Source organism: Vibrio hippocampi, from assembly GCF_921292975.1.
Taxonomy (GTDB): Bacteria; Pseudomonadota; Gammaproteobacteria; order Enterobacterales; family Vibrionaceae; genus Vibrio; species Vibrio hippocampi.
The window spans coordinates 326,869-351,940 of the sequence record NZ_CAKLCM010000001.1; the positions used below are offsets into that span (position 1 = coordinate 326,869).

43 protein-coding genes are annotated in these 25,072 nt (G+C 45.0%); 40 read left to right on the top strand and 3 right to left on the bottom strand.

Going from position 1 to position 25,072, the window contains the following annotated elements; genetic code table 11:
• The first annotated feature begins 94 nt into the window (after positions 1-94).
• The 39 genes from fkpA (at position 95) to rplQ (ending at position 22,461) form a co-directional block, all read left to right on the top strand.
• On the top strand, positions 95-877 hold the full coding sequence (fkpA, locus tag L9Q39_RS01575) for an FKBP-type peptidyl-prolyl cis-trans isomerase (protein WP_237483397.1): 783 nt from the start codon (positions 95-97) through the stop codon (positions 875-877).
• A 211-nt stretch (positions 878-1,088) separates the two neighbouring features.
• The gene (locus L9Q39_RS01580; RefSeq protein WP_237483547.1) at positions 1,089-1,763 is read left to right on the top strand and encodes a helix-turn-helix transcriptional regulator; all 675 of its coding nucleotides are present in this window, start codon (positions 1,089-1,091) and stop codon (positions 1,761-1,763) included.
• A 1-nt stretch (position 1,764) separates the two neighbouring features.
• Complete coding sequence (gene tusD, locus L9Q39_RS01585; protein WP_237483398.1) at positions 1,765-2,160, top strand: sulfurtransferase complex subunit TusD; 396 nt, start codon at positions 1,765-1,767, stop codon at positions 2,158-2,160.
• Positions 2,161-2,511: a sulfurtransferase complex subunit TusC gene (gene tusC, locus L9Q39_RS01590; protein ID WP_237483399.1), complete on the top strand. Its 351-nt coding sequence runs from the start codon at positions 2,161-2,163 to the stop codon at positions 2,509-2,511.
• An 8-nt stretch (positions 2,512-2,519) separates the two neighbouring features.
• Entirely contained in the window at positions 2,520-2,783 is a 264-nt protein-coding gene (gene tusB / locus L9Q39_RS01595) for a sulfurtransferase complex subunit TusB (protein WP_237483400.1), read from the top strand.
• Between the two features lie 164 nt (positions 2,784-2,947).
• Positions 2,948-3,322: a 30S ribosomal protein S12 gene (gene rpsL, locus L9Q39_RS01600; protein ID WP_004399892.1), complete on the top strand. Its 375-nt coding sequence runs from the start codon at positions 2,948-2,950 to the stop codon at positions 3,320-3,322.
• 117 nt (positions 3,323-3,439) lie between these two features.
• Positions 3,440-3,910, top strand: coding sequence for a 30S ribosomal protein S7 (gene rpsG / locus L9Q39_RS01605; protein ID WP_004415829.1), 471 nt, complete (start codon positions 3,440-3,442; stop codon positions 3,908-3,910).
• Positions 3,911-3,987: 77 nt separating this feature from the next.
• Complete coding sequence (fusA, locus tag L9Q39_RS01610; RefSeq protein ID WP_237483401.1) at positions 3,988-6,084, top strand: elongation factor G; 2,097 nt, start codon at positions 3,988-3,990, stop codon at positions 6,082-6,084.
• Positions 6,085-6,209: 125 nt separating this feature from the next.
• Positions 6,210-7,394 (top strand): elongation factor Tu, encoded by a 1,185-nt coding sequence (gene tuf, locus L9Q39_RS01615; protein ID WP_237483402.1) that lies wholly within the window; start codon positions 6,210-6,212, stop codon positions 7,392-7,394.
• Positions 7,395-7,594: 200 nt separating this feature from the next.
• Positions 7,595-7,783, top strand: a complete 189-nt coding sequence (locus L9Q39_RS01620; RefSeq protein ID WP_237483403.1) for a (2Fe-2S)-binding protein — start codon at positions 7,595-7,597, stop codon at positions 7,781-7,783.
• A 79-nt stretch (positions 7,784-7,862) separates the two neighbouring features.
• Entirely contained in the window at positions 7,863-8,339 is a 477-nt protein-coding gene (gene bfr / locus L9Q39_RS01625; protein ID WP_237483404.1) for a bacterioferritin, read from the top strand.
• A gap of 468 nt (positions 8,340-8,807) precedes the next feature.
• Positions 8,808-9,119, top strand: a complete 312-nt coding sequence (rpsJ, locus tag L9Q39_RS01630; RefSeq protein ID WP_031495630.1) for a 30S ribosomal protein S10 — start codon at positions 8,808-8,810, stop codon at positions 9,117-9,119.
• Positions 9,120-9,133: 14 nt separating this feature from the next.
• Positions 9,134-9,763, top strand: coding sequence for a 50S ribosomal protein L3 (rplC, locus tag L9Q39_RS01635; RefSeq protein ID WP_237483405.1), 630 nt, complete (start codon positions 9,134-9,136; stop codon positions 9,761-9,763).
• Between the two features lie 16 nt (positions 9,764-9,779).
• Positions 9,780-10,382 (top strand): 50S ribosomal protein L4, encoded by a 603-nt coding sequence (rplD, locus tag L9Q39_RS01640; RefSeq protein WP_237483406.1) that lies wholly within the window; start codon positions 9,780-9,782, stop codon positions 10,380-10,382.
• Entirely contained in the window at positions 10,379-10,681 is a 303-nt protein-coding gene (gene rplW, locus L9Q39_RS01645; protein ID WP_042502749.1) for a 50S ribosomal protein L23, read from the top strand. Before rplD ends, rplW begins: the two co-directional genes overlap by 4 nt.
• Positions 10,682-10,697: 16 nt before the next feature.
• The gene (rplB, locus tag L9Q39_RS01650; RefSeq protein ID WP_237483407.1) at positions 10,698-11,522 is read left to right on the top strand and encodes a 50S ribosomal protein L2; all 825 of its coding nucleotides are present in this window, start codon (positions 10,698-10,700) and stop codon (positions 11,520-11,522) included.
• Between the two features lie 19 nt (positions 11,523-11,541).
• A complete protein-coding gene (gene rpsS, locus L9Q39_RS01655; protein ID WP_031495622.1) occupies positions 11,542-11,820 on the top strand; it encodes a 30S ribosomal protein S19 in 279 nt (92 codons plus the stop codon).
• 10 nt (positions 11,821-11,830) lie between these two features.
• Positions 11,831-12,163: a 50S ribosomal protein L22 gene (rplV, locus tag L9Q39_RS01660; RefSeq protein WP_237483408.1), complete on the top strand. Its 333-nt coding sequence runs from the start codon at positions 11,831-11,833 to the stop codon at positions 12,161-12,163.
• A 16-nt stretch (positions 12,164-12,179) separates the two neighbouring features.
• Positions 12,180-12,878, top strand: a complete 699-nt coding sequence (gene rpsC / locus L9Q39_RS01665) for a 30S ribosomal protein S3 (protein ID WP_103881809.1) — start codon at positions 12,180-12,182, stop codon at positions 12,876-12,878.
• Between the two features lie 11 nt (positions 12,879-12,889).
• The gene (gene rplP, locus L9Q39_RS01670) at positions 12,890-13,300 is read left to right on the top strand and encodes a 50S ribosomal protein L16 (protein ID WP_006075723.1); all 411 of its coding nucleotides are present in this window, start codon (positions 12,890-12,892) and stop codon (positions 13,298-13,300) included.
• Positions 13,300-13,491, top strand: a complete 192-nt coding sequence (gene rpmC, locus L9Q39_RS01675) for a 50S ribosomal protein L29 (RefSeq protein WP_164647220.1) — start codon at positions 13,300-13,302, stop codon at positions 13,489-13,491. The genes rplP and rpmC overlap by 1 nt, the downstream gene beginning before the upstream one ends.
• Positions 13,491-13,745, top strand: a complete 255-nt coding sequence (rpsQ, locus tag L9Q39_RS01680) for a 30S ribosomal protein S17 (protein WP_237483409.1) — start codon at positions 13,491-13,493, stop codon at positions 13,743-13,745. Before rpmC ends, rpsQ begins: the two co-directional genes overlap by 1 nt.
• 161 nt (positions 13,746-13,906) lie before the next feature.
• Positions 13,907-14,278, top strand: coding sequence for a 50S ribosomal protein L14 (gene rplN / locus L9Q39_RS01685; RefSeq protein ID WP_006075569.1), 372 nt, complete (start codon positions 13,907-13,909; stop codon positions 14,276-14,278).
• 11 nt (positions 14,279-14,289) lie between these two features.
• Entirely contained in the window at positions 14,290-14,607 is a 318-nt protein-coding gene (gene rplX / locus L9Q39_RS01690) for a 50S ribosomal protein L24 (protein WP_237483410.1), read from the top strand.
• 24 nt (positions 14,608-14,631) lie between these two features.
• A complete protein-coding gene (gene rplE, locus L9Q39_RS01695; RefSeq protein ID WP_237483411.1) occupies positions 14,632-15,171 on the top strand; it encodes a 50S ribosomal protein L5 in 540 nt (179 codons plus the stop codon).
• 17 nt (positions 15,172-15,188) lie between these two features.
• On the top strand, positions 15,189-15,494 hold the full coding sequence (rpsN, locus tag L9Q39_RS01700) for a 30S ribosomal protein S14 (RefSeq protein ID WP_237483412.1): 306 nt from the start codon (positions 15,189-15,191) through the stop codon (positions 15,492-15,494).
• A gap of 29 nt (positions 15,495-15,523) precedes the next feature.
• Positions 15,524-15,916, top strand: coding sequence for a 30S ribosomal protein S8 (gene rpsH, locus L9Q39_RS01705; RefSeq protein ID WP_237483413.1), 393 nt, complete (start codon positions 15,524-15,526; stop codon positions 15,914-15,916).
• 13 nt (positions 15,917-15,929) lie between these two features.
• Positions 15,930-16,463, top strand: a complete 534-nt coding sequence (gene rplF, locus L9Q39_RS01710) for a 50S ribosomal protein L6 (RefSeq protein ID WP_237483414.1) — start codon at positions 15,930-15,932, stop codon at positions 16,461-16,463.
• A 9-nt stretch (positions 16,464-16,472) separates the two neighbouring features.
• Complete coding sequence (rplR, locus tag L9Q39_RS01715) at positions 16,473-16,826, top strand: 50S ribosomal protein L18 (RefSeq protein ID WP_237483415.1); 354 nt, start codon at positions 16,473-16,475, stop codon at positions 16,824-16,826.
• 14 nt (positions 16,827-16,840) lie between these two features.
• Entirely contained in the window at positions 16,841-17,341 is a 501-nt protein-coding gene (gene rpsE / locus L9Q39_RS01720) for a 30S ribosomal protein S5 (protein WP_047047658.1), read from the top strand.
• A 7-nt stretch (positions 17,342-17,348) separates the two neighbouring features.
• Entirely contained in the window at positions 17,349-17,525 is a 177-nt protein-coding gene (gene rpmD / locus L9Q39_RS01725; RefSeq protein ID WP_000201159.1) for a 50S ribosomal protein L30, read from the top strand.
• 5 nt (positions 17,526-17,530) lie between these two features.
• Entirely contained in the window at positions 17,531-17,965 is a 435-nt protein-coding gene (gene rplO, locus L9Q39_RS01730; protein WP_237483416.1) for a 50S ribosomal protein L15, read from the top strand.
• A 20-nt stretch (positions 17,966-17,985) separates the two neighbouring features.
• Complete coding sequence (gene secY, locus L9Q39_RS01735) at positions 17,986-19,320, top strand: preprotein translocase subunit SecY (RefSeq protein WP_237483417.1); 1,335 nt, start codon at positions 17,986-17,988, stop codon at positions 19,318-19,320.
• Between the two features lie 38 nt (positions 19,321-19,358).
• The gene (gene rpmJ, locus L9Q39_RS01740) at positions 19,359-19,472 is read left to right on the top strand and encodes a 50S ribosomal protein L36 (protein ID WP_000868186.1); all 114 of its coding nucleotides are present in this window, start codon (positions 19,359-19,361) and stop codon (positions 19,470-19,472) included.
• A gap of 146 nt (positions 19,473-19,618) precedes the next feature.
• Positions 19,619-19,975 (top strand): 30S ribosomal protein S13, encoded by a 357-nt coding sequence (gene rpsM, locus L9Q39_RS01745; protein WP_237483418.1) that lies wholly within the window; start codon positions 19,619-19,621, stop codon positions 19,973-19,975.
• Between the two features lie 18 nt (positions 19,976-19,993).
• Positions 19,994-20,383 carry a 30S ribosomal protein S11 gene (gene rpsK, locus L9Q39_RS01750; protein ID WP_001118870.1) on the top strand — a complete coding sequence of 130 codons (390 nt, stop codon included), beginning with the start codon at positions 19,994-19,996 and terminating at the stop codon, positions 20,381-20,383.
• Between the two features lie 27 nt (positions 20,384-20,410).
• Entirely contained in the window at positions 20,411-21,031 is a 621-nt protein-coding gene (gene rpsD / locus L9Q39_RS01755) for a 30S ribosomal protein S4 (RefSeq protein ID WP_237483419.1), read from the top strand.
• A gap of 24 nt (positions 21,032-21,055) precedes the next feature.
• Entirely contained in the window at positions 21,056-22,048 is a 993-nt protein-coding gene (locus L9Q39_RS01760; RefSeq protein WP_237483420.1) for a DNA-directed RNA polymerase subunit alpha, read from the top strand.
• Positions 22,049-22,074: 26 nt separating this feature from the next.
• On the top strand, positions 22,075-22,461 hold the full coding sequence (gene rplQ, locus L9Q39_RS01765) for a 50S ribosomal protein L17 (RefSeq protein ID WP_031493230.1): 387 nt from the start codon (positions 22,075-22,077) through the stop codon (positions 22,459-22,461).
• 65 nt (positions 22,462-22,526) lie between these two features.
• On the opposite strand, the gene L9Q39_RS01770 is transcribed toward rplQ, so the two are convergent.
• Positions 22,527-22,985: a DUF2780 domain-containing protein gene (locus tag L9Q39_RS01770; protein WP_237483421.1), complete on the bottom strand. Its 459-nt coding sequence runs from the start codon at positions 22,983-22,985 to the stop codon at positions 22,527-22,529.
• A 91-nt stretch (positions 22,986-23,076) separates the two neighbouring features.
• On the bottom strand, positions 23,077-23,700 hold the full coding sequence (bamJ, locus tag L9Q39_RS01775) for a BamJ family beta-barrel-assembly machinery protein (RefSeq protein ID WP_237483422.1): 624 nt from the start codon (positions 23,698-23,700) through the stop codon (positions 23,077-23,079).
• A gap of 212 nt (positions 23,701-23,912) precedes the next feature.
• Here bamJ and L9Q39_RS01780 point away from each other — a divergent pair, with 212 nt between their 5' ends.
• Positions 23,913-24,500, top strand: a complete 588-nt coding sequence (locus L9Q39_RS01780; RefSeq protein WP_237483423.1) for a LysM-like peptidoglycan-binding domain-containing protein — start codon at positions 23,913-23,915, stop codon at positions 24,498-24,500.
• A 26-nt stretch (positions 24,501-24,526) separates the two neighbouring features.
• Here the strand turns inward: L9Q39_RS01780 and L9Q39_RS01785 are convergent, their stop codons facing one another.
• The gene (locus tag L9Q39_RS01785) at positions 24,527-24,979 is read right to left on the bottom strand and encodes a GNAT family N-acetyltransferase (RefSeq protein WP_237483424.1); all 453 of its coding nucleotides are present in this window, start codon (positions 24,977-24,979) and stop codon (positions 24,527-24,529) included.
• Positions 24,980-25,072: the final 93 nt, after the last annotated feature.

The window sequence follows — 25,072 nt, forward strand, 5'->3', positions numbered from 1 at the left end:
AGATTTAGATAGTTACGCATACTGTCAATAATGACAAGCTTTGCAAATGTTAATGGCTGTTAGATCTATAATACTTCCATAATCGGAGAAATAAATGAAATCACTATTTAAAGTGTCGTTACTTGCAGCGACTGTTATGTTAGCTGTAGGTTGTCAAAAAGAAGAGGCACCGAAAGAAGTTAAGCCAACAGCACAAGTGGAAGCCGAAGCGCCTAAAGCGGTGGTATTCAAATCTGAAGATGACAAAGCGGCCTATGCGATTGGTGTTTCTTTTGCAAACTATCTAAGTGCGAGCCTAGACAAGCCAGCGGAATTCGGTATCGAGCTTAAGAAAGAGCTGGTACTTAAAGGTATTGAGCAAGCATTTGCAGACAAGGCTGAGTTGACAGAAGATGAGATTCGCCAAACGCTGGAAAGTTTGGATCAGCGCGTTGCAGAAACGATGCAAAAGCAAGTAGAAGAAAAAGCAGCAGCCACTAAACAAGAAGGCGATGCGTTCCGTGCTGAATTTGAGAAGCAAGAGGGCGTCGTAAAAGCCGATTCTGGTCTGCTATATCAAGTAGAGGCGCAAGGTGAAGGCGAGCAACCAAAAGAGACAGACACGGTTGTTGTGCACTATAAAGGTACATTAATCGACGGCACTCAGTTTGATAGCTCCTACGATCGTGGTGAGCCAGCCACTTTCCCACTTAACCGTGTTATTCCTGGTTGGACGGAAGGCGTACAGTTGATGAAGCCTGGTGCAAAATACAAATTTGTTATTCCGCCAGAGCTCGCATACGGTGAGCAAGATACCCCAACGATTCCAGCAAACTCAACGTTAGTATTTGAAGTTGAACTACTATCGGTTGAAAATGAACAAGCATCGGGTCAATAAGCCCTAAATTTAAATGATTAAAAGCTCGCTTCGGCGAGCTTTTTTTATTGCATCAGTAACCAAGTTTTTTGTCCTAAATCACTAGTTGATGACTTTGTTTGAGGTAGCGTTCAAAATTTCTGATAAACTTACATAAATTTTTTAAGTTTTCTCTATTGGACAGGGTCGACATATTGTGACGGACATAGCTAATCCTGATGAGTTGCTTGAAATGGAGTCGGTTGATGTGGCGCCATTTAGTGAGCACGATAAAATCATTTTAAAATCTTACGAAGCGGTGGTAGACGGATTGGCGAGTCTAATCGGTCCCTTTTGTGAGATTGTTTTGCACTCTTTAGAAGATCTCAACACTTCTGCAGTAAAGATAGCCAATGGTGAAAATACAGGTCGCCAGGTAGGTTCGCCGATTACGGACTTAGCACTAAAGATGCTAAAAGATATTGAAGGCTCTGAGCGTAACTTCTCTCGCTCTTACTTTACTCGAGCGAAAGGTGGCGTCTTTATGAAGTCGATCACGATTGCCATCAGGAACGGTGATAATCGAGTGATTGGTCTTTTGTGTATCAACGTTAATCTCGATGCCCCATTCTCTCAGATCCTACAATCATTCATGCCGACGCAAGAAGCTAAAGAGGCCGCTTCATCGGTAAACTTTGCCAGTGATGTAGAAGAACTTGTCGACCAAACGGTTGAACGTACGATTGAAGATATCAATGCAGACAAGTCAGTTTCAAATAACACTAAGAACAGACAGATCGTGATGGAACTGTTTGATAAAGGCATTTTTGATATTAAAGATGCGATTAACCGCGTCGCTGACAGATTGAACATCTCAAAGCATACGGTTTACCTCTATATCCGTCAGCGCAAAACTGAGGACGAGTAGCGTGTCTTCTCTGACTTACTCTTTGGTGGTTAACGGTTCTGTCTATGGCTCACAGTCTGCAAGAAGCGCTTATCTATTTGCTCAAGCGTTGATTGCTCGAGGGCATAAATTAGTCAGTGTGTTCTTTTACCAAGATGGCATTTTGAATGCATCGAGCCTGACGGTGCCCGCCAATGATGAGTTCGATTTGGTGAGAGCATGGCAAAAGTTGGCGGAAGAACATAACGTTAAACTAGAAACTTGTGTGGCTGCGTCGTTAAGGCGAGGGGTAGTCAGTTCAGAAGAGGCAAATCAGCACCAATTAACCGCGAGTAACTTAGCCCCAGGGTTTGAGTTAGCGGGTCTAGGTGGACTGGCGACAGCGTTATTAACCCAAGATAGAGTGGTGCAGTTCTAAATGTTAGGTTTTGTATTTCATTCTTTGCCTCACTCAAGCTCGTCTGGTCGAGAAGGACTGGACGCACTATTAGCGACGTCGGCATTTACTGAAGATATCAAAGTATTCTTTATTGCTGGTGGTGTGAATCAATTGCGTAAAGGGCAACAGGCAGAAACGGTACTAAGTAAAGACTATATTAGTGCGTATAGATTATTAGAACTTTACGATATTGAGCAGATCTATATTTGCGAGCAGAGCTTAAACCAATACGGACTAACGTTGACAGATTGCGTGATAGAAGGAGAGCTCCTATCACATCATGCGATAACCGCAGAACTTAGCCAATGCAGTAAAGTCGTGAGCTTTTAAGGTGCTTTATGTTACATATCATCAAAAATAAAGCGGGCTTAGAGGCTGCTTCTGTTTTTTTATCCTCGCAAGATGAGCTGATTTTGATTGAAGAGGCCAGCTATTTGACCAAACTTTGCTCAGAGAGTATCACTGAACGAAGTTTTGTATTACTTGAGGACCTTTTGGCTCGAGGGATCAATAAAGAGCAAGTGGCATCTTGTGAAGTTGTTGATTTTTCGGGTTTTGTTAGGCTTACTGAGCGTCACGATTCCAGCCTTACTTGGGAATAGAACCCCCATTCTATCTACGGATTATTGTTACAGGTTAAAAAAGATCTGTATATTTCTTGACACACCCCTCACTGCTGCATAGAATTTTGCGTCCCTAATTGCCATTGGTAGTTAGGGCTAGATTTTTCACAAAGCTTACTTTCAAGTAAATCAGGAGCTAGTTAATGGCAACTATTAACCAGTTGGTACGTAAGCCTCGTGCAAAGCAAGTTGTTAAAAGCAACGTGCCAGCACTAGAAGCGTGCCCACAAAAACGTGGTGTATGTACTCGTGTATATACTACTACACCTAAAAAACCTAACTCAGCACTTCGTAAAGTTTGTCGTGTACGTTTGACAAACGGTTTCGAAGTAACTTCGTACATCGGTGGTGAAGGTCACAACCTTCAAGAGCACTCGGTTGTTCTAATCCGTGGCGGTCGTGTTAAAGACCTTCCTGGTGTACGTTACCACACTGTTCGCGGCGCACTTGACTGTGCTGGCGTAAATGACCGTAAACAAGGTCGTTCTAAGTACGGTGTGAAGCGTCCTAAGTCTTAATGCCCTTCTTTTTAAAGAGAAGCGTTAAGTAAGGCCAAACACTAAAATTAAATTTTAATTTTTGAAGAAACTGTAAAGTTTTGGATAACCTGAAGAATAAGACAACGGAGAAATTCCATGCCACGTCGTCGCGTAATTGGTCAGCGTAAGATCCTTCCAGATCCGAAGTTTAAATCTGAACTGCTGGCAAAATTCGTTAACATCCTTATGGTTGACGGAAAAAAATCTACTGCAGAGAAAATCGTTTACACTGCACTAGATGCAATGGCTGAGAAGTCTGGCAAAGACCACTTAGCTGTATTTGAAGAAGCTCTTGAAAATGTTCGCCCAGCGGTAGAAGTTAAATCTCGCCGTGTAGGTGGTTCAACTTACCAAGTACCTGTAGAAGTTCGTCCGGTTCGCCGTAACGCACTTGCTATGCGTTGGTTGGTTGAAGCTGCGCGTAAGCGTGGTGAAAAATCTATGGCTCAACGCCTAGCTGCTGAAATGCTAGATGCGTCTGAGAACAAAGGTACTGCGGTTAAGAAACGTGAAGACGTTCACCGCATGGCTGATGCTAACAAAGCGTTTGCTCATTACCGTTGGTAATACCTTTTCAGTGCTGCGAGTCTCCCTCGCAGCACTTTTCTATACTCTAAGGAACCCCTTAGTAAGAGGATACAATCGTGGCTCGTAAAACTCCTATTGAGCGCTATCGTAATATCGGTATCGTTGCTCACGTAGATGCAGGTAAAACAACCACTTCAGAGCGTATTCTGTTCTACACTGGCCTTTCTCACAAAATCGGCGAAGTTCACGATGGTGCTGCAACCATGGACTGGATGGAGCAGGAGCAAGAGCGTGGTATTACTATCACATCTGCTGCTACAACTACCTTCTGGCGTGGTATGGAAGCACAATTCCAAGATCATCGCATCAACATCATTGATACCCCTGGACACGTAGACTTTACTATCGAAGTAGAGCGTTCTTTACGTGTGCTTGATGGTGCAGTGGTCGTATTCTGTGGCTCATCAGGTGTTGAACCTCAGTCTGAAACTGTATGGCGTCAAGCAGACAAGTACCACGTTCCACGTATGGTATTTGTTAATAAGATGGACCGTGCAGGCGCAGACTTCCTACGCGTTGTGAATCAAATTAAAGATCGTCTTGGTGCGAACCCAGTTCCTATCCAGTTAAATATTGGTGCGGAAGATGAGTTCACAGGTGTCATCGACCTTATCAAGATGAAAGCAATCAACTGGAATGATGCCGATCAAGGCATGACTTTCGAATACGAAGATATTCCAGCGGAATTGCAAGAAGAAGCGGAAGAGTGGCGTAACAATCTTGTTGAAGCCGCTGCTGAAGCGAATGAAGAACTCATGGACAAGTATCTTGAAGAAGGTGAGCTTTCTGAAGCTGACATCAAGACTGGTCTGCGTACACGTACACTAAATAACGAAATTGTACTCGCTACTTGCGGTAGTGCATTTAAAAATAAAGGTGTGCAAGCGGTACTGGACGCGGTTGTTGAGTATCTTCCTTCTCCAATTGATGTTCCTGCAATCAAAGGTGTGGATGAAAATGAAAACGAGGTCGAGCGTCATGCTGACGATAACGAACCGTTTTCTGCATTGGCATTTAAGATCGCAACAGACCCATTCGTGGGAACACTCGCATTTATGCGCGTCTATTCAGGCGTAGTGAATTCTGGTGATGCTGTTTATAACTCAGTCAAACAGCAAAAAGAGCGCTTTGGACGTATCGTTCAGATGCACTCGAATAAGCGTGAAGAAGTTAAAGAAGTTCGTGCGGGTGATATCGCAGCAGCGATTGGTCTAAAAGACGTTACAACAGGCGATACCTTATGCGACCTGAATCACAAGGTGATTCTAGAGCGCATGGAGTTCCCAGAACCTGTTATCCAAATTGCTGTAGAACCTCGTTCTCAGGCAGACCAAGAAAAAATGGGTATTGCACTAGGTAAACTAGCTGCAGAAGACCCATCGTTCCGTGTTGAAACTGATGATGAATCTGGCCAGACACTGATTTCTGGTATGGGTGAACTTCACCTCGATATCATCGTTGATCGCATGAAACGTGAATTCAGTGTTGATTGCAACGTGGGTAAACCTCAGGTTGCATACCGTGAAACTATTCGCGGCAGCACGGAAGTTGAAGGCAAATTTGTTCGTCAATCTGGTGGTCGTGGTCAATATGGTCACGTATGGCTGAAGCTTGAACCAGCAGAAGTGGGCGAAGGGTTTGTATTCGTTGACGAGATCGTGGGTGGTGCGGTTCCTAAGGAATACATCAGCTCGGTATCGAAAGGTATCGAAGAACAAATGAACAACGGTGTTCTCGCTGGTTATCCAGTACTGGATATTAAAGCGACCTTGTTCGACGGTTCTTACCATGATGTCGACTCAAATGAGATGGCGTTTAAGATCGCCGGCTCAATGGCTTTCAGGAAAGGTGCGTTAGAAGCGCAACCAGTGCTTCTTGAGCCTATGATGAAGGTTGAAGTAACGACTCCAGAAGATTGGATGGGTGATGTTGTAGGCGATCTAAACCGTCGTCGCGGCATGATCGAGGGTATGGATGAAGGCCACGCAGGTTTAAAAGTAATCCGTGCTCAAGTACCACTCTCTGCCATGTTTGGTTACGCAACTGATTTGCGCTCTGCAACTCAAGGTCGTGCGTCTTATTCGATGGAATTTAGTGAATATGCTGAAGTTCCAAAGAATGTGGCGGACGCAATTATTGCACAGCGTAGCTAATCAGCTATTGTTTAGTAATGAACCTATTGCGCTGAGTAAAATTGGCGCATAAAATAGCAATTTCTGGCGCGCTCCGAATTTTAATTGTTTATCGGGGTGAATCATAACTAGGAAGGAACACGATCGTGTCTAAAGAAAAATTTGAACGTACGAAACCGCACGTAAACGTTGGTACAATCGGCCACGTTGACCACGGTAAAACAACTCTTACTGCTGCAATCTGTACTACACTTGCAAAAGTTTACGGCGGTGTAGCGAAAGACTTCGCATCTATCGATAACGCTCCAGAAGAGCGTGAGCGCGGTATCACAATCGCAACTTCTCACGTTGAGTACGATACTCCAGCTCGTCACTACGCACACGTAGACTGCCCAGGACACGCGGATTATGTTAAAAACATGATCACTGGTGCTGCGCAAATGGACGGTGGTATCCTAGTTGTTGCTGCAACTGACGGTCCAATGCCTCAGACTCGTGAGCACATCCTACTTGGCCGTCAGGTTGGTATCCCATACATCATCGTGTTCATGAACAAATGTGACATGGTTGATGATGAAGAGCTTCTAGAGCTAGTAGAAATGGAAGTTCGTGAACTTCTATCTGAGTACGATTTCCCAGGTGATGACCTACCAGTTATCCAAGGTTCTGCACTAGGCGCTCTAAACGGCGAAGAGCAGTGGGAAGCGAAAATTGTTGAACTTGCTGAAGCACTAGACAGCTACATCCCAGAGCCAGAGCGTGCAGTAGACCTACCGTTCCTACTACCAATCGAAGACGTATTCTCGATCCAAGGTCGTGGTACAGTTGTAACTGGTCGTATCGAGCGCGGTATCCTACGTGTAGGTGACGAAGTAGAAATCGTTGGTATCAAAGATACGACTACAACGACTTGTACTGGTGTTGAAATGTTCCGTAAGCTTCTTGACGAAGGTCGTGCAGGTGAGAACGTTGGTGCACTTCTACGTGGTACTAAGCGTGATGACGTTGAACGTGGTCAAGTTCTAGCGGCACCGGGTTCAATCAACCCACATACTAAGTTCGAATCAGAAGTATACGTACTGTCTAAAGATGAAGGTGGTCGTCACACTCCATTCTTCAAAGGCTACCGTCCACAGTTCTACTTCCGTACAACTGACGTAACTGGTGATATCTCTCTACCAGAAGGCGTAGAAATGGTAATGCCAGGCGACAACATCCAAATGCAAGTTGAGCTAATCGCTCCAATCGCAATGGATGAAGGCCTACGTTTCGCTATCCGTGAAGGTGGCCGTACAGTAGGTGCTGGTGTTGTTGCTAAGATCTTTGACTAATATTGATTAGTTGAAATCTGCGATAATCGCATCGAAAAAGAGGAGCTTAAGCTCCTCTTTTTTTATTTGGAAAAATCATAAAATTATTCAATATGTTAGTGATGTCCAGGATGATAAGCTGCGAAATCAACACAAAAAGCACTAGAAACACTAACGATTCTCGTTTATATTCACCTTTAAGGTTTATTAAAGGTTCTATTATGTTTGTTTGTCTTTGCCACGGTGTCTCTGATAAGAAATTACGTAAGCTCGTCATTGAAGACGGTATCAGCGATATGCGTACCATTCGGAAGTGCACTTCTCTTGGCTCACAGTGCGGCAAATGCATCAAACAAGCGAAAGAAATCCTGGATGAAACTCAGTCTGTGATGTTTGCAAAAGTAAGCTAACACAAGACAACAGCCCTAGACTTTGACACTTCGCCGATTGGTTCTACAGTTAATAGTGAGCCAAAGAGGAGAGTTTGTCATGAAAGGCGATCCAATCATAATTCAACATCTCAATAAAATCCTAGGTAACGAACTCGTTGCCATCAATCAATATTTCCTACATGCAAGAATGTATAAAGACTGGGGTCTGAAACATTTGGCAGATAAGGAATACCATGAATCTATCGATGAAATGAAACATGCCGATCACCTTATCGAGCGCATTCTATTTCTTGAAGGACTACCCAACCTTCAAGACTTAGGGAAGTTAATGATAGGTGAAGATACCAAAGAGATGCTGGAATGCGACCTAAAGTTAGAAATGATGGCAATTCCAGATCTTAAAGATGCCATTGCTTACGCCGAAGATACCAGAGACTTTGTGTCGAGAGACCTGTTTCAGGATATCTTAGAGGATGAGGAAGAGCATGTAGATTGGCTAGAAACCCAACTTGGGTTAATTGACAAAGTCGGTCTTGAAAATTATCTACAAGCCCAGTTTATAGAAGAAGACTAACCGTCCCATCTCACTCTATAGTGAAAAATTTGGACTCTAGCAGAAGCTAGACAGTATATATCAAGCTGCTAGAGTTCGACCATTCCTGGAAACAGCCACTTGGCGTTATTTCTGATTATTTTTCCCGCAATGGTTGCATCATGAAATGTGATCTGTATAATGCACGCCACTGGTTAAGCCAGTTGTGAACCAATGAGCATCGAGGAGTAAGTATTACCCTAGGTAATGACTTAGTAATGTAGACTCAGCTTATGTTCGCGGTTAATACAATTAGCTATCTTTTCTTTGAGGAAAACTATCCCCGAACGTGATTTCGGCATATAGGGATAGTTAATAGAAAATTAACTGACAATACTTCCTAATCTTGGAGGTTACGGTTTCACATAAATCAATCGGCATTCACTCGTCTTAACGAGTTTGAGTGGCGATATTGTTTGTGTAATTAATTAATAATTGGAGCTCTGTCTCATGCAGAACCAACGTATTCGTATCCGTCTAAAGGCTTTCGATTACAAACTAATCGACCAGTCTACAGCGGAAATCGTTGAAACAGCAAAGCGTACCGGCGCACAGGTTCGTGGTCCAATTCCACTACCTACTCGTAAAGAGCGCTTCACTGTTCTTATCTCTCCACACGTCAACAAAGATGCACGTGACCAGTACGAAATTCGTACTCACAAGCGTTTGATCGACATCGTTGAGCCAACAGACAAAACTGTTGACGCTCTAATGCGTCTAGATCTTGCTGCTGGCGTTGATGTACAAATCAGCCTAGGTTAAGGGAGATTAGAATAATGATTGGTCTAGTCGGACGTAAAGTGGGTATGACCCGCGTATTTACTGATGAAGGCGTTTCTATCCCTGTAACAGTTGTTGAGGTTGAAGCGAACCGTGTAACTCAAGTGCGTTCACTTGAAGCAGATGGTTATGCAGCAATCCAGGTAACTGCAGGTGCTAAGAAAGCTAGCCGTGTATCAAAGCCAGAAGCTGGTCACTTTGCGAAAGCAGGTGTTGAAGCTGGTCGTGGTCTTTGGGAATTCCGTTTGGAAAACGGCGAAGAGTTCGAAGTTGGCGCTGAGCTAAACGTAGAACTATTCAACGACGTTAAAAAAGTAGACGTTACTGGTACATCTAAAGGTAAAGGCTTCCAAGGCGCTGTTAAGCGTTGGAACTTCTCTACTCAAGATATGACTCACGGTAACTCTTTGTCTCACCGTGCACCGGGTTCAATTGGTCAATGCCAAACTCCAGGTCGCGTATTTAAAGGCAAAAAAATGGCAGGTCACATGGGTGCTGAGCGTGTAACGACTCAAAACCTAGAGATCGTACGTGTTGACGCTGAGCGCAATCTGCTTCTTATTAAAGGTGCAGTCCCAGGCGCAACTGGCGGCAACGTGATCGTTAAACCAGCTATTAAAGCATAACGTCTAGGAGTAAGTAATGGAATTGATGGTTAAAGGTGCTGATGCACTAACTGTTTCCGAGACTACTTTCGGACGTGACTTCAACGAAGCTCTTGTACACCAAGTAGTTGTTGCTTATGCAGCAGGTGCTCGTCAAGGTACTCGTGCTCAAAAGACTCGTTCTGAAGTATCTGGCGGTGGCGCTAAGCCATGGCGCCAAAAAGGTACTGGCCGTGCACGTGCTGGTACAATTCGTAGCCCTATCTGGCGTACAGGTGGTGTTACTTTTGCTGCGAAACCACAAGATCACAGCCAAAAAGTAAACAAAAAAATGTACCGCGGTGCTATGAAGAGCATTCTTTCTGAGCTAGTTCGTCAAGAGCGTTTAATCGTTGTTGATAACTTCTCTGTAGAAGCTCCAAAGACTAAAGAGCTAGTTGCTAAGCTTAAAGAGCTTGAGCTAACTGACGCTTTAATCATAACTAGTGAAGTAGATGAAAATCTTTTCCTAGCGGCTCGTAACCTGTACAAAGTTGACGCTCGCGACGTAGCTGGTATTGACCCAGTTTCTCTAATCGCGTTTGACAAGGTTGTAATTACTGCAGAAGCAGTGAAGCAAGTTGAGGAGATGCTAGCATGATCACTGAAGAGCGTATCCTAAAAGTTCTACGTGCTCCACACATCTCTGAGAAAGCAACTATGGCTGCAGAGAAAGCGAACACTATCGTTTTCAAAGTAGCAAAAGATGCAACTAAGAAAGAGATCAAAGCAGCTGTAGAAAAGCTATTTGAAGTTGAAGTTAAGTCTGTAAATACTCTTGTTCTTAAGGGTAAGACTAAACGTCAAGGTCTACGCCAAGGTCGCCGCAGCGACGTTAAGAAAGCGTACGTTACTTTGGCGGAAGGTCAAGATCTTGACTTTGTTGGCGGCGCGGAATAACAGGAGTAGTTAAACAATGGCTATTGTTAAATGTAAGCCGACTTCCCCTGGTCGTCGTCACGTAGTTAAAGTTGTTAACGCTGACCTACACAAGGGTAAGCCATATGCACCACTTCTAGAGAAAAACTCTAAAAACGGTGGTCGTAACAACAACGGTCGTATCACAGTACGTCACATCGGTGGTGGTCACAAGCATCACTATCGTATCGTTGACTTTAAACGTACTAAAGATGGCATCCCAGCGAAAGTTGAGCGCCTAGAATACGATCCAAACCGTAGCGCAAATATTGCTCTAGTTCTGTACGCAGACGGTGAGCGCCGCTACATCATTGCACCAAAAGGCATCCAAGCGGGTGACCAAATCCAATCTGGTGTTGATGCGCCTATTAAAGCAGGTAACACTCTGCCAATGCGCAACATCCCAGTAGGTTCTACTGTTCACTGTGTTGAACTAAAACCTGGTAAAGGTGCACAAATTGCTCGTTCTGCAGGTGCATACGCACAAATCATCGCTCGCGATGGTGCATATGTAACTCTACGCCTACGTTCTGGCGAAATGCGCAAAGTACTTTCTGAAGGCCGTGCAACAATCGGTGAAGTTGGTAACTCTGAGCATATGCTACGTGAACTAGGTAAAGCTGGTGCTAGCCGCTGGCGCGGTGTTCGTCCAACCGTTCGCGGTGTGGTAATGAACCCGGTAGACCACCCACACGGTGGTGGTGAAGGCCGTACTTCTGGTGGTCGTCATCCAGTATCTCCTTGGGGTCAGCCAACTAAAGGCTTTAAGACTCGTAAGAACAAGCGCACTGACAAGTACATCGTACGTCGTCGTAATAAGTAATCTATAAAGAGGAATCGCCATGCCACGTTCTCTCAAGAAAGGTCCATTTATTGACCTACACTTGCTGAAGAAGGTAGAGAAAGCGGTGGAAAGCGGAGACAAAAAGCCTGTTAAGACTTGGTCCCGTCGTTCAATGATCATTCCATCAATGATTGGTTTGACCATCGCTGTCCATAATGGTCGTCAGCACGTACCAGTTTTCGTTACCGAAGAAATGATCGGTCACAAACTGGGTGAATTTGCACCAACTCGCACTTATCGCGGCCACGCTGCAGATAAGAAAGCTAAGAAGAAATAAGGAGTAGATGATGGAAGCTATCGCTAAACATAACTTTGCTCGTATTTCTCCTCAGAAAGCTCGCTTAGTTGCAGACCAAATCCGCGGTAAAAACGTGGATCAAGCTCTAGAACTTCTTACTTTCAGCAACAAGAAAGCTGCTGAACTAATCAAGAAAGTTCTAGAATCAGCAATCGCGAATGCGGAACATAACGAAGGTGCAGATATCGACGATCTTTCAGTCGCTAAAATCTTCGTAGATGAAGGTCCTATCATGAAGCGTATTATGCCTCGTGCTAAAGGCCGTGCCGACCGTATCTTGAAGCGTTCTTGCCACATCACAGTTGTTGTTGCAGACGCTTAAGACTAGGAGATAAGCAATGGGTCAGAAAGTACATCCAAATGGTATTCGTCTTGGCATCGTTAAGCCTTGGAATGCTACATGGTTTGCTAACACCAAAGAATTCGCTGACAACCTAGACGGCGACTTCAAGGTACGTCAGTTCCTTACTAAGGAACTAGCAAAAGCGTCTCTATCACGCATCGTTATCGAGCGTCCAGCGAAGAGCATCCGTGTGACTATTCACACTGCTCGCCCTGGTGTTGTTATCGGTAAGAAAGGTGAAGACGTTGAGAAGCTACGCGCAGCTGTAGCTAAAATCGCAGGTGTACCAGCGCAAATTAACATCGCTGAAGTACGTAAGCCTGAGCTAGACGGTCAATTAGTGGCTGATAGCATCGCGTCTCAACTTGAGCGTCGTGTTATGTTCCGTCGCGCTATGAAGCGTGCGGTACAAAATGCTATGCGTCTTGGCGCTAAAGGTATCAAAGTGGAAGTAAGCGGTCGTCTAGGCGGCGCTGAAATCGCACGTTCTGAATGGTATCGTGAAGGTCGTGTGCCTCTACATACTCTACGTGCAGACATTGATTACGCAACTTCTTCGGCTCACACTCAATACGGTGTGATCGGCATTAAAGTTTGGATCTTCAAAGGTGAGATTCTAGGCGGTATGCCAGCAGCTAACGCTGTAGAGCCAAAAGGCGACAAGCCTAAGAAGCAGCGCAAAGGCCGTAAGTAAGGAGTCGAACGATGCTACAACCTAAACGTACTAAGTTCCGTAAGGTTCAGACTGGTCGCAACCGCGGTCTAGCTAAAGGTACAGACGTAAGCTTCGGCACATTCGGTCTTAAGGCTGTTGGTCGTGGTCGTCTTACTGCTCGTCAGATCGAAGCGGCACGTCGTGCAATGACGCGTCATGTTAAGCGTCAAGGTAAAATCTGGATCCGTGTGTTCCCAGACAAACCAATCACAGAAAAACCACTTGAAGTTCGTCAAGGTAAGGGTAAAGGTAACGTTGAGTACTGGGTAGCCCAAATCCAACCTGGTAAGGTTATGTACGAAATGGACGGTGTACCTGAAGAGTTGGCACGTGAAGCGTTCCGCCTAGCGGCTCGCAAACTGCCGTTCAAAACTACATTTGTAACTAAGCAGGTGATGTGATGAAAGCACAAGAACTACGCGAAAAAAGCGTTGAAGAGCTTAACGCTGAGCTATTGAATTTGCTACGTGAACAGTTCAACTTGCGTATGCAAGCTGCAACTGGTCAGCTACAGCAAACTCATACTCTTAAAGCTGTACGCCGTGATATCGCACGTGTGAAAACTGTTTTGACTGAGAAGGCAGGCGCATAATGAGCGACAATATTCGTACTGAGCAAGGTCGTGTGATCAGCGACAAGATGGACAAGTCTATCGTAGTTGCGATCGAGCGTATGGTGAAACACCCAATTTACGGTAAATTCGTAAAGCGCACGACCAAACTACACGCACATGACGAGAACAACGAGTGTGGCCTAGGCGACACAGTTGAGATCCAAGAGTGCCGTCCACTGTCTAAGAAAAAGTCTTGGACACTGGTTAAAGTAGTAGAAAAGGCGAAAATTTAATCAATTTTCTCTTTTGAAATCAAGCGGCTCCAAATTTTTCTTGGGGCCGCTTATTTTTTGGCTACCCAATCTAAAAAAAGGGTGGTACAATTCGCGTCCCTTTTAAAGAGGCAGCCCGACCCGAGAGGGTCTAGTTTTTAATATTTAGCGGAGCACTAACAATGATCCAAATGCAAAGTACACTTGACGCTGCAGATAACTCTGGCGCGCGCAAGGTAATGTGTATTAAGGTTCTGGGTGGCTCACACCGTCGTTATGCACATATCGGTGATATCATCAAAGTTACTGTCAAGGAAGCAATTCCACGCGGTAAAGTAAAAAAAGGTGATGTACTGAAGGCGGTTGTAGTTCGCACCCGTAAAGGCGTACGTCGTCCAGACGGTTCTGTCATTCGCTTCGACCGCAATGCTTGTGTACTGTTGAACGACACTACTGAGCAACCAGTCGGCACACGTATCTTTGGTCCAGTGACTCGTGAACTTCGTAACGCGAAATTCATGAAGATTGTTTCACTAGCACCTGAAGTACTGTAAGGAGCTATAAAATGGCAGCTAAAATCCGTCGTAATGACGAAGTAATCGTTCTTGCTGGTAAAGATAAAGGCAAGAAAGGTAAAGTAACTAAGGTTCTAGCAACTGGTAAAGTTATCGTTGAAGGTATCAACCTTGTTAAGAAGCACCAAAAGCCGGTTCCGGCTATGGGGCAACAAGGTGGCATCGTTGAACAAGAAGCAGCTATTGATGCTTCTAACGTTGCAATCTTTAACGCGGCTACTGGTAAAGCAGACCGTATCGGTTTCCGTATCGAAGATGGTAAGAAAGTTCGTTTCTTTAAGTCTAACGGCGAAACTGTTTCTAACTAATTAGAAGTAATTTGGAGTTCTACTATGGCGAAACTGCATGATTACTACAAGTCGTCTGTAGTTGCTGAATTGACCAAACAATTCGGCTACTCAAGCGTCATGCAAGTCCCTAGGATTGATAAAATCACCCTAAACATGGGCGTTGGTGAAGCAATCAACGATAAGAAACTGCTAGAAAACGCAGCCTCTGATATGACTCTGATCGCTGGTCAGAAGCCTCTTATCACTAAAGCGCGTAAATCTGTTGCAGGTTTTAAAATTCGTGAAGGCTACCCAATTGGTTGTAAAGTAACCTTGCGTGGCGAACGCATGTGGGAATTTTTAGAGCGTTTAATCTCTATCGCACTTCCACGTGTACGTGATTTCCGTGGTGTTAGCGCTAAGTCTTTTGACGGTCGCGGTAACTACAGCATGGGCGTTCGCGAGCAAATCATCTTCCCGGAAATCGACTACGATAAAGTTGATCGCGTTCGCGGCCTAGACATCACTATTACGACGTCTGCTGCAAACGATGAGGAAGGCCGTGCTCTGCTGGCTGCCTTTAACTTCCCATTCCGTAAGTAAGGTGAAGGGTTACTGTTATGGCTAAACAATCAATGAAAGCGCGCGAAACTAAACGCGCGAAGCTAGTAGCAAAGTACGCTGAGAAGCGTGCAGCTCTAAAAGCTATCATCAGCGATGTAAACGCATCTGAAGAAGATCGTTGGAATGCAGTTCTTAAACTGCAAGCTCTTCCACGTGATTCAAGTGCCTCACGTCAGCGCAACCGTTGCAACCAAACTGGTCGTCCACACGGTTACCTACGTAAGTTCGGTCTAAGCCGCATCAAAGTTCGCGAAGCTTGCATGAAAGGCGAGATTCCTGGACTTCGTAAGGCTAGCTGGTAATTGCCACTTAATCATTTGGAGTAAAACATATGAGCATGCAAGATCCGATTTCGGATATGCTGACCCGCATTCGTAACGGTCAGGCAGCAAACAAAGTTGCTGTTAAAATGCCTTCTTCAAAGCTTAAAGTTGCAATTGCTGCTTTGCTAAAGGCTGAAGGTTATATCGTTGATTTCGCTGTTGAAGGCGAAACAAAACCTGAGCTAGAAGTTACACTTAAGTACTTCCAAGCTAAACCTGTAATCGAGCAAATCAAACGTGTATCTCGTCCTGGTCTTCGTGTTTACAAGAAGAACAACGAGCTACCATCTGTAATGGGTGGTTTGGGTATTGCTGTGGTATCTACTTCCAAGGGTCTGATGTCAGACCGCGCTGCTCGCAAAGCACGCCTTGGCGGTGAGATCATCTGCTACGTAGCTTAATAAGGAGTAGACTATGTCTCGTGTTGCTAAAGCACCTGTCGCTATTCCAGCTGGCGTAGAGGTGAAACTAAACGGCCAAGAAGTTACTGTTAAAGGTAGCAAAGGCGAACTAACTCGCGTTCTTAACGACGCTGTAGTTGTTGCACAGGAAGATAACAACCTAACTTTCGGTCCGAAAGAAGGTGTTGCTAACGCTTGGGCACAAGCAGGTACTGCTCGTGCACTAGTTAACAACATGGTTGTTGGTGTTACTGAAGGCTTTACTAAGAAGTTAACTCTTAAAGGTGTTGGTTACCGTGCTGCTATCAAAGGCAACGCTGTAGGTCTAACACTTGGGTTTTCTCACCCTGTTGAGCACGAGTTGCCAGCGGGAATTAAAGCAGAATGTCCAAGCCAAACTGAAATCGTGATCACCGGTTGTGACAAGCAACTAGTTGGTCAGGTTGCGGCTGACATTCGTTCTTACCGTGAGCCTGAGCCTTATAAAGGTAAAGGTGTTCGTTACGCAGATGAAAATGTGCGTACTAAAGAAGCTAAGAAGAAGTAAGGTAACACTATGGATAAGAAAGCATCTCGCATCCGTCGTGCTACACGCGCACGTCGTAAGATTGCAGTACTGGGTGCAACTCGCCTAGTAGTACACCGTACTCCTCGTCACGTGTACGCTCAGGTTATCGCATCAAACGGCTCTGAGGTTATCGCAGCTGCTTCTACTGTAGAAAAAGCGATCCGTGAGCAAGTGAAGAACACTGGTAACATCGATGCAGCTAAAGCAGTAGGTAAAGCTATTGCAGAACGCGCTCTTGAAAAAGGCGTTTCGGCTGTTGCATTTGATCGTTCTGGTTTCCAATACCACGGTCGAGTAGCGGCGCTAGCAGATTCTGCTCGCGAAGCTGGTCTGAAATTCTAAGGTAGGGTTGGAAGATGGCTAAAGAACAACAACAAGCTAATGATTTGCAAGAAAAGCTAATCGCAGTTAACCGTGTTTCTAAGACGGTTAAAGGTGGTCGAATCATGAGCTTCACTGCACTAACAGTAGTTGGTGACGGTAATGGTCGTGTAGGTTTCGGTTACGGCAAAGCTCGTGAAGTACCTGCAGCGATTCAAAAAGCAATGGAAAAAGCGCGTCGTAACATGACTACTATCGCGTTAAACGAAGGCACTCTTCACCACCCGGTGAAAGGTCGCCACTCTGGCTCTAAAGTTTACATGCAGCCAGCAGCAGAAGGTACGGGTGTTATCGCAGGTGGTGCGATGCGTGCAGTACTAGAAGTTGCAGGTGTACACAACGTACTATCTAAAGCATACGGTTCTACGAACCCTATCAACATCGTTCGTGCAACGATCGACGCTCTAGGTAGCATGAAGTCACCAGAAATGGTTGCTGCTAAACGTGGTCTAACTGTTGAATCTATTTCGGAGTAAGAACACCATGGCAACTATCAAAGTAACTCAAACTAAGAGCTCTATTGGTCGCCTACCTAAGCACAAAGCTACTTTGCGCGGTTTAGGCCTTCGTAAAATCAACCACACAGTAGAACTTGAAGATACACCGTGCGTTCGCGGTATGATCAACAAGGTTTACTACATGGTTAAAGTTGAGGAGTAATCAGAATGCGTTTGAATACTCTATCACCGGCTGCGGGTTCTAAGCCTTCTAAGAAGCGCGTAGGTCGTGGTATCGGTTCTGGCCTTGGTAAAACAGGTGGCCGTGGCCATAAAGGTCAAAAGTCTCGTTCTGGCGGCAGTGTTCGTCCAGGTTTTGAAGGCGGTCAAATGCCTTTGAAACAGCGTCTACCTAAGTTCGGTTTCACTTCTCGTAAGAGCCTAGTGTCTGCTGAAGTTCGTCTAGCTGAGCTAGCGAAAGTAACAGGTGACGTTGTTGATCTTAACAGCCTTAAAGCAGCTAACGTGATCACTAAGAACATCGAATTTGTTAAAGTTGTTCTTTCAGGTGAAATCACTAAAGCTGTGACTGTTAAAGGTCTACGCGTGACTAAAGGCGCTAAAGCTGCAATCGAAGCTGCAGGCGGTAAAATCGAGGAATAATCTCGAGGGATGAGGTACAGATGGCTAAGAAACCAGGACAAGATTTTAACAGTGCTAAGAGCGGCTTAAACGAGCTTAAGTCGAGACTTTTATTCGTGATAGGTGCACTTTTAGTGTTCCGTGCCGGCTCTTTTGTGCCGATTCCTGGTATTGACGCGGCTGTACTTGCCGATTTGTTCGAACAGCAAAAAGGTACCATCGTTGAAATGTTTAACATGTTCTCCGGTGGTGCATTAGAGCGTGCATCTATTTTAGCACTGGGCATCATGCCGTATATTTCGGCGTCGATTGTTGTCCAGTTGCTAACGGTAGTTCATCCAGCGTTAGCCGAACTCAAGAAAGAGGGTGAGGCAGGGCGTCGTAAGATTAGCCAATATACGCGTTATGGTACGCTTGTACTTGCAACATTCCAGGCAATAGGTATCGCAACTGGCCTTCCAAACATGGTCAATAATCTGGTTGTTATCAACCAAACCATGTTTACGCTAATTGCAACCGTAAGTTTAGTAACTGGTACCATGTTCTTAATGTGGTTAGGTGAACAAATTACAGAGCGTGGAATTGGTAATGGTATTTCCATTCTAATTTTTGCAGGTATTGTTGCTGGATTGCCTTCGGCAATTGGTCAAACAATCGAGCAAGCGCGTCAAGGTGAACTGCACGTACTTCTTCTACTGTTGATTGCTGTACTTGCTTTCGCAGTGATTTACTTTGTGGTGTATATGGAACGTGGTCAACGTCGTATCGTCGTTAACTACGCCAAACGCCAACAAGGCCGTAAGGTTTTCGCTGCACAAAGCACTCACTTGCCACTTAAAATTAATATGGCAGGTGTTATTCCAGCAATCTTTGCATCGAGCATTATTTTGTTCCCAGGAACATTAGCTCAGTGGTTTGGTCAGAATGGCGAGAGCAGCGCGTTCGGTTGGTTAACTGACGTGTCATTGGCTCTGAGCCCGGGTCAGCCATTATATGTAATGCTATATGCAGCAGCGATTATCTTCTTCTGTTTCTTCTACACGGCGTTGGTATTCAACCCGCGTGAAACAGCAGATAATCTGAAGAAGTCCGGTGCATTCGTACCCGGCATCCGCCCAGGAGAGCAGACAGCGAAGTATATTGATAAAGTAATGACCAGACTAACCCTAGCGGGTGCTCTATACATTACCTTTATCTGTCTGATTCCCGAGTTCATGATGGTCGCGTGGAACGTACGTTTCTACTTCGGCGGTACATCACTACTAATCGTAGTCGTTGTTATCATGGACTTTATGGCACAGGTACAGACTCATCTGATGTCACAACAGTATGATTCTGTGTTGAAGAAAGCAAATCTGAAGGGCTACGGTCGTTAATCGACGGTAGAACCAGATTTCATTTACGGAGTTTAGCAATGAAAGTTCGTGCTTCCGTTAAAAAAATCTGCCGTAACTGTAAAGTTATCAAGCGCAACGGTGTTGTTCGCGTAATTTGCAGTGAGCCAAAGCATAAACAGCGCCAAGGCTAATAAAGCAGAAATTTTTACTTGAAATATGAGGTATGGTCGAGTATATTCCTCGGCCTACCTTTTGCGTGCAAAAGAAGTAGCACCACCGCAGCGTATCCATAACGGGCTTTGCTGCGGCTATTCTTTTATGAAACTAGGAGTGAATAATGGCCCGTATAGCAGGCATTAACATTCCTGATCAAAAACATGCTGTAATCGCACTAACTGCGATCTACGGCGTTGGTAAGACTCGCTCTCAAGCTATCCTAGCTGAAGTGGGTATTGCTGAAAATGTTAAGATCAGTGAACTATCTGATGAACAGATCGATCAACTGCGTGATGGTGTAGCTAAATACACTGTAGAAGGTGATCTACGTCGTGAAGTATCAATGAACATCAAGCGTCTTATGGACCTTGGTTGTTATCGTGGTCTTCGTCATCGTCGCAGTCTACCACTACGTGGACAGCGTACTAAAACCAACGCTCGCACCCGCAAGGGTCCGCGTAAGCCGATCAAGAAATAATCGGGAAGGTAGAGTACAATGGCTAAACAACCAACTCGCGCTCGTAAGCGCGTACGCAAGCAAGTTGCCGATGGCGTTGCGCACATCCATGCTTCTTTCAATAACACAATCGTTACCATCACTGACCGTCAAGGTAATGCTCTAGCTTGGGCTACTGCAGGTGGTTCAGGTTTCCGTGGTTCTCGTAAGTCTACTCCGTTCGCTGCACAGGTTGCTGCTGAGCGTTGTGCTGAAATGGCTAAAGAATACGGTCTAAAGAACTTGGAAGTTATGGTTAAGGGTCCAGGTCCAGGTCGTGAATCTACGGTTCGCGCACTGAACGCTGCTGGTTTCCGTATCACAAACATTGTTGATGCGACACCAATCCCTCATAACGGTTGTCGTCCACCTAAGAAACGTCGCGTATAACGTTTCTAGGATATTTGGAGAAGAATCATGGCAAGATATTTGGGTCCTAAGCTGAAGCTTAGCCGTCGCGAAGGTACTGACTTATTCCTTAAGTCTGGTGTACGCGCGATCGATACCAAGTGTAAAATTGATAACGCACCAGGTGTACACGGCGCTCGTCGCGGTCGTCTATCTGAGTATGGCGTTCAGCTTCGTGAGAAGCAAAAAGTTCGTCGTATCTACGGCGTTCTAGAAAAACAATTCCGTAACTACTACAAAGAAGCAGCTCGCCTTAAAGGCAACACTGGTGAAAACCTACTTCAGCTTCTTGAAGGTCGTCTAGATAACGTAGTTTACCGCATGGGCTTTGGCGCAACTCGCGCAGAAGCACGTCAGCTAGTTAGCCATAAAGCTATCCTAGTTAACGGTAATGTTGTAAACGTTCCTTCTTTCAAAGTTGCGGCTAACGACGTTGTTTCAATCCGCGAGAAAGCTAAACAGCAATCTCGTATTAAAGCGGCTCTAGAAGTTGCTGAACAACGTGAAAAACCAACTTGGATTGAAGTAGATGCCGGTAAGATGGAAGGTACATTCAAGCGTATGCCTGAGCGTTCAGATCTATCTGCTGACATCAACGAACACTTGATCGTCGAGCTTTACTCTAAGTAAGGTTTAAACTAAAGAGAGGACACAATGCAGGGTTCTGTAACAGAATTTCTTAAGCCACGTCTTGTTGACATCGAACAAGTTAGCACGACACACGCAAAAGTAACTCTTGAGCCATTGGAGCGTGGTTTCGGCCATACTCTAGGTAATGCACTTCGCCGAATTTTGCTTTCGTCAATGCCAGGTTGCGCAGTGACTGAAGTTGAAATCGACGGCGTTCTGCACGAGTACAGCACTAAAGAAGGCGTTCAAGAGGATATCCTAGAGATACTTCTTAACTTGAAAGGTCTAGCTGTCCGCGTTGCCGAAGGCCGAGATGAAGTGTTTATTACACTAAACAAATCAGGCTCAGGCCCTGTTGTTGCAGGTGACATCACCCATGATGGTGATGTAGAGATCGCTAACCCAGAACACGTTATTTGTCACCTAACGGATGACAACGCTGAGATCGCTATGCGTATCAAAGTAGAACGTGGTCGCGGTTACGTTCCAGCTTCAGCTCGTATCCATACCGAAGAAGATGAGCGTCCAATTGGTCGTTTGCTTGTCGATGCTACTTACAGCCCAGTAGACAAAATTGCCTACGCAGTTGAAGCAGCACGTGTTGAGCAACGTACTGACTTAGACAAGCTTGTTATCGATATGGAAACGAACGGTACTCTTGAACCTGAGGAAGCAATCCGTCGCGCAGCTACTATCCTAGCTGAGCAATTGGATGCATTCGTAGATCTTCGTGATGTACGTGTTCCTGAGGAGAAAGAAGAGAAGCCGGAGTTCGATCCGATTCTACTGCGTCCTGTAGACGATCTTGAACTAACAGTTCGCTCTGCTAACTGTCTTAAAGCAGAAGCGATTCACTACATCGGTGATCTTGTACAGCGTACTGAGGTTGAGCTACTTAAAACGCCAAACCTTGGTAAAAAATCTCTTACTGAGATTAAAGACGTACTTGCATCACGTGGTCTGTCTCTGGGCATGCGCCTAGAAAACTGGCCACCAGCGTCTATCGCTGAAGATTAATCGATACTAGTTAGAAGGATTAGGTCATGCGCCATCGTAAGAGTGGTCGTCAACTCAACCGCAACAGCAGTCATCGCAAAGCGATGTTCAGCAATATGGCTAGCTCTCTTGTACGTCATGAAGTAATCAAGACTACATTGCCTAAAGCAAAAGAGCTACGTCGCGTAGTTGAGCCTTTGATTACACTAGCTAAGACTGACAGTGTTGCTAACCGTCGTCTTGCATTTGCACGTACTCGTGATAACGAAGTAGTTGCAAAACTATTTAACGAACTAGGTCCACGTTTTGCTGCTCGTCAGGGCGGTTACACTCGTATCCTAAAAGCTGGCTTCCGTGCTGGCGACAAAGCTCCAATGGCTTACATTGAGCTTGTAGATCGCCCAGAAGCATCTGAAGAAGCTGCTGCTGAGTAATCAGTAAGTTCGTAAGAAACACAAAAGCCGAGCAATAGCTCGGCTTTTTTGTATCTGAAATTCGCCTATTGCCATAAAGACGTTAACGAGTCCGTTAACCCTGAACTAGCTCCCTGAGTGCCTAAGTATTGCAAAATAATAGGTGCAAACTGGCTTATCATTGAAGGATCAAGTCCCACCGCAGAAAATGCGCTTTGTACACTCTCCATATTTTGTACCGACGACAATAGACCGCTATCGGTTAGGGTGCTCATTCCTGGAATTAAACTTGATAGCTCACTGGTTTGTGATTCTCCAAGGCTGCTTTGCGCCAGAGACAGTAATGCCCCCGCTCCAGCTGTTGCTTGCTGTGGTGAGACTGACAAACCACTCACCAAATTATCGATGACTGGCGTGGAATCTTGCTGACTTTGCGCTGATGATAAGAGGTTATTCACTGAATCCGAATTGAAACTGGATAGGTCAATCGCTGATGCTGACACGGATAGGCTCAGTGCCGAAATGAAAGTTACTGTTTTTAGCATAGTTCTAGTTCCTTTGAAGACTACACCTCTAATTTTAGACAAAAAAAAAGCAGTGAACAGTCACTGCTTTGATAATCTTAATAAAAAAGTGTTAAGCGATGATATCTAGAAGCTCAACTTCAAATACAAGTGCTGCGAATGGAGGAATTGCTGCACCTGCACCGCGCTCACCGTATGCAAGGTCTTGAGGGATATAAAGTTTCCACTTTGAGCCAACAGGCATCAATTGTAGCGCTTCTACCCAACCTTTGATTACACCTGTTACCGGGAATTCAGCGGGTTGACCGCGAGATACTGAGCTATCAAATACAGTACCGTCTGTTAGTTCACCGTGGTAGTGAACACGAACAGTTTTATCTGCCGATGGAACTTCACCGGTACCTTCAGTCAGTACTTCGTATTGAAGACCTGACTCAAGAACAGTCACTTCTGGGCGTAGTGCATTGTCTTTAAGGAATGCTTCACCGTCTGCAGCAGCAACTTTAGCCGCTTCTTGACGTAGTGCTTCTGCACGAGTGTGTAGCTCTTGCAGTGCTTGGTTAATTTCGTCTACTTCAATCTCTGGCATGTCACCAGTTAGTGCAGTGGCGATGCCTTTTGCAATAGCATCAACATTTAGGCCTTCTAGACCACTACCTGCAAGTTGTTGGCCCATTTGTAGACCAATACCGTAGCTTGCTTTTTGTTCTACAGTCTCTAATTTCACGTCAGACATGACGGTCTCTCTTAGCTTAACGAATGGAACGCAAAGGATAACAGTTTCGCAACTAAAGCTAAATGCTAACGATTGGATTTCCTTAATATTATCGATAGTCCGATCCAACGTGTGATTCTTAACATTAATCCCATGAAAAGGAGACGATTTTTCTATACTCTAACCTAAGCTTTTTTTAAACTGTTGGTCTTCGTATTGGGAGATATGGGTCAATGAATCGTCGCAATAAACCGCAAACTGAGCCACTTAGCCAACGTTTTTCACGTTGGTGTGATACTGCGCGAACCTCGCTATCGAGCAACGCTTCATCGACGCCGAACCAGTCGCGGTCTTTTAGAACGTTTTGGCATAACTTACCTATTATGCACCAACGTATTCTCATGGTAGTTGTTCCACTATATCTTTTGGTTATATTGCTCCCAAGCGAGATGTTTTCAGCAAAGCAACAGCCGTCAGCACAGGAACGTGTTGAAGTTTCTGTCTCTCCGCGCTCGCTAGCAGAAACGGATGTTGAAATCGTTACTGAGACTCCAGCAGAGCCTCAATGGAAAGAGTATACGGTCAAAAAAGGCGATACCTTGGCTCAAGTGTTCCGCGTTAACCGGATCTCAATGGCGGATCTTAATGCGTTAGCTCAAATCGAAGGTGAAGATAAGCCTTTGAGTCGTATAAAGCAGGGGCAGTTGATTCGTTTTAAATATGACGTTGAGGGTAAGTTGGACATTTTACAGATAGAAAAAGGGACGGATTCAGTGATGTTTTTCCGACTGTCCGATGGCGGCTTTGGTCGAAGCAAATAGTGATCTATTTGCTTCGATAGGTAATATTATCCTTTTAATTTCATATCGATATGAGGGATGTCATCCTCTAGATACTCTTCACTGCATGCGATAAATCCATGTCGGCCATAGTAATCTTGTAAATGGAATTGAGCACCAATCTTTATCTCTTCATTCGGCCATAGCTTTTGACACTCTTCAGTCGCGGTTTGTATTAGCAGATGTCCAAGTCCTTCCCCCCTTCTTGAGTGTGAGGTCGCCACTCTACCAATACTGACTTGTTGGTATGTGATCCCTTTAGGAAGTAGCCGCGCACAAGCAACGAGAGTTCTACCATCGTAACCGAGTAGATGATGAACGCCTGGTTTATCATCATTATTGTCGAGTTCAGGATAGGGACAATTTTGTTCCACCACGAATACGTCAACGCGAAGCTTGAGTAACTGGTAAAGTTCGGTGGTGCTCAGTTGCTCAAATAGTTTTAGTTTCCACTCTATCATGGTGCGATTCCTTTGTACTTCAATCACATCAGACTAAACCCAACGGCTAACAATTTCTACTAGTCGAGACGGTTTAATCCATTGAACTATTGG